This is a genomic window from Pseudonocardia sp. DxW, from assembly GCF_058448985.1.
This window is the reverse complement of record NZ_JBZFLK010000058.1, coordinates 1-2,920: the sequence shown is the minus strand read 5'-3', so window position 1 is coordinate 2,920 and position 2,920 is coordinate 1. Positions and strand designations below refer to the sequence as shown.

4 protein-coding genes are annotated in these 2,920 nt (G+C 70.7%); 2 read left to right on the top strand and 2 right to left on the bottom strand.

Translation table 11 applies throughout. The features are described 5' to 3' along the window. Positions 1-384 precede the first annotated feature (384 nt). Positions 385-1,029 carry a recombinase family protein gene (locus tag ACVJO7_RS33870; RefSeq protein WP_491676353.1) on the bottom strand — a complete coding sequence of 215 codons (645 nt, stop codon included), beginning with the start codon at positions 1,027-1,029 and terminating at the stop codon, positions 385-387. Positions 1,030-1,310: 281 nt separating this feature from the next. Here ACVJO7_RS33870 and ACVJO7_RS33865 point away from each other — a divergent pair, with 281 nt between their 5' ends. Then, a complete protein-coding gene (locus ACVJO7_RS33865; protein ID WP_491676352.1) occupies positions 1,311-1,643 on the top strand; it encodes an AbrB/MazE/SpoVT family DNA-binding domain-containing protein in 333 nt (110 codons plus the stop codon). After that, the gene (locus ACVJO7_RS33860) at positions 1,640-2,026 is read left to right on the top strand and encodes a type II toxin-antitoxin system VapC family toxin (RefSeq protein WP_491676351.1); all 387 of its coding nucleotides are present in this window, start codon (positions 1,640-1,642) and stop codon (positions 2,024-2,026) included. Before ACVJO7_RS33865 ends, ACVJO7_RS33860 begins: the two co-directional genes overlap by 4 nt. A gap of 153 nt (positions 2,027-2,179) precedes the next feature. Here ACVJO7_RS33860 and ACVJO7_RS33855 read toward each other — a convergent pair whose 3' ends face one another. Further along, positions 2,180-2,794: an NAD(P)H-dependent oxidoreductase gene (locus ACVJO7_RS33855; RefSeq protein ID WP_491676350.1), complete on the bottom strand. Its 615-nt coding sequence runs from the start codon at positions 2,792-2,794 to the stop codon at positions 2,180-2,182. Positions 2,795-2,920 lie beyond the last annotated feature (126 nt).

Genomic DNA, 2,920 nt, shown 5'->3' with positions numbered 1-2,920 from the left:
ACGCCGCTACCCATCCAGCAAGATCCACCACCCGGCGATCATCACCGCCGAACCCGGATCAGCCTCTCACGACACGTCGAAACGCCGTTGCAGTATTACGCGAGGTGGCACGGGTCGCTCAGACCGATGTTGGTGGCGGCGTTCGTCGTCCAGGCCGCCAGAACCCAGCCCGGGCTTACAGCGCCGGCCCAGTCCCGCGGAGATCGGGGCCGGCCGAGAAGGTCCTCCGCAGCTCGGCACCCGGCCAGCGGACTGCCCGGCAGGGGCTGCAACAGCGGCGCTGGTCAGAGAGCTCCGCCGATCGCGTGGGGGGTCTGGTTGGCTGCACACGCGGCGGCGGTCCCGGTTGCTGCAGTCCCGGATGCTTGACGGTCCCACGCATGGTCACCGTTGCTTGGTGGCGTCCTCGGTGCTGGGGCGCGGTGGTGCGAGGGCTCCGGCGGCGGTGATCGGGGTCGGGGTGCGGGCGGGCAGGTGGCGGTAGAGGCTGGTGCGCGCGATCCCGGTCGTGGCGACGATGTCGTTGATGGTGTGCCCGGTGTCGCGTAGGTGTGCCGCCCACGCCAGTTTCGCCGGGTCCACGGCCACCGGTCGGCCCACGCGGCGACCCTTGGCGGTGGCTACCGCGCGGGCGTGGGCGGCGCGTTCGACGGCGTAGGTGCGTTCCATCTGCCCGAACAGTGCCAGCATGACCACGGCGAGCTGGGCCATGGGGTCGTCGGGGCGGCTGGAGTCGACCTGGATCGGGTCGGCCAGGTTGCGGATCCCGATACCGCGGTCGGCGAGGTCGTGGATCAGGTTGAGGGTGTCGCGAACCGTGCGCCCGAGCCGGTCCAGGGTGTGCACGACGATCACGTCGCCGTCGCGGGCGTAGTCGAGCACCGCTCGGAGTCCGGGCCGGTCGGTGCTCGCCCCGGACTTCTTGTCGAGATAGATCCGCTCGGCCGCGATCCCGGCCCGGCCGAGGGCGTCGAGCTGGCGGTCGAGATCCTGCTTGGTGGTCGAGACCCTCGCATACCCCAGCTCCATGAACGCAACGTACCGGAGATCGTCTCCGAACGCGGCTTCTGGAACACAGTTAGGGGCACAACTTCTGGTACGCGACACGCCGGGCCCCGGCGATCTCCCGCCGGCCGGGCGCGGACCGTCCCACTTCCAAGGAACTGGGACACCCTTCTCCGCACCAGGACCCCCCATATCGAGCACCACCACGCCGCTTCTCCGGCAGGAGCGGGGCATCCTGGCCATTCACGGCGAGTCACGGTGAATAATGGCAATGTGACGTCTCATATGGCTGGTAGAGTGCTTGTGTGTCCGTTGTTGATGGTGCATCCACATCGAACGAGGTATCGGCCACCCGTGACGGTCGGGTGACGATCCCGGCGCAGTTGCGGCGGGCGGCGGGAATCGAGCCGGGGTCGCGGCTGGTGCTCTACCTCGACCACGGTCGAGTCGTGATCGAGGAACGCGCGCATCTGCTGGCGCGCATCCAGCAGGAGGCGATCGACGCCGCCACCGCCGCCGGGGTCACCGGCAGCGCCGTCGACGAGCTCCTGGCCGAGCGGCGCGCCGAGGTCGCCCGCGACGCCGACGACCCACCCACCGGCACGCCCGGCCCGGCCGCGGAGGGCGGGACACCGTGAGCGTGGTCCTCGATGCCAGCGCGATCCTGGCCCTGATCTACCGCGAACCCGGCCATGAACGGGTCGCCGCGACACTTCCCGGCGCGAGCGCCTCCACGGTGAACTGGGCCGAGGTCGTCACCACCCTGACCCGGCGCGGCCACCCCGACCCCGCCACCGCGGTCGAGGCCATCCACGCACTCGGGATCGACCTCACCCCGTTCACCCCACAGCAGGCAGTGCGGGCCGGCATGCTCTGGACCTCCACCCACCCCGCCGGGCTGTCGCTCGGTGACCGCGCCTGCCTCGCCACCGCCGACACCATCGCCGCCGAGACCGTCCTGACCAGCGACCGCGCATGGGCCGATCTCGACACGGCCACACCGATCGAACTCATCCGCTAGGCATCCCGCCGGGTGGCGAGGCGTGAACAGTTCCGGCAGCGCGCCGCACCGCCGGGATGCTGACTGTTCACATCAAGTAGTCCTGACGCTCGCCTCGTGTGCGGTCGACGTGCGTCGTCTCGCGACGCCCGCTGACCTGGCGATACGGCGTGATCAGTAGGGCTGCGTGTCGCGGGCCAGCCGGGCCGCCTGGTCCAGCCACTGCGTGCGTTGGTCGGGCGTGGAGCCGGCCATGGGCCCGGCGAGCAGTCGCCGGACCTCGGCTTGTCCGAGATAGGCGCCGACACAGCGTCGCCAGATCGCGTCGAGCGGGTCTCCGAACACCTCGGCCTCACGTGCCGGGTCGGTATCGCCGGTGTTGAGGACGACGAGCCTGCGCAGGCCCAGCAGCGCGGTCGGTTCGCCGGCGGCGTCGTCAAGGCGGTATACGACCCCAGGGACCAGTACCCGGTCCATCCATCCAGCCATGATCGCTGGCGGCTTGCCCCACCAGTTCGGATGGGCCACGACCAGGGTGTGAGCCTCGGACAGCTCCACGCGGTGCTGCACGACCTGCTCGTCGGCTCCGGCTTCCAGAGCCGCGGCGCCCTCGGGGCGCGTGGTGTCGAGCCCCTCGACGGGATGCAGCGGGTCGAAACCTTCGCGGTGCAGGTCATGGGTGACCACGTCGTGCCCGGCCACCCGGAGCGCGCGCTCGGCTGCCTCGGCAAGCGCGTGGGTGAAACTTCCGGGCCGCGGGTGAGCCAGGACGATCAGTGACCGTGGCACGCCCGCAGCCTATGGGCGGCAGGCGCCGACACAAAGGGGCTCTTCCGGAAACGGAGTGCAGGTGAGGGTGTGGCCGGGCCCGGGACTGGGGTCGTGTCGCTGCGGTGAGGCGGGCCCCGAGAAGTT

What these genes read in the sequence shown, in the direction of transcription:
- ACVJO7_RS33870 (WP_491676353.1), bottom strand. Translation starts at nt 1,029, where the DNA reads ATGGAGCTGGGGTATGCGAGGGTCTCGACCACCAAGCAGGATCTCGAC.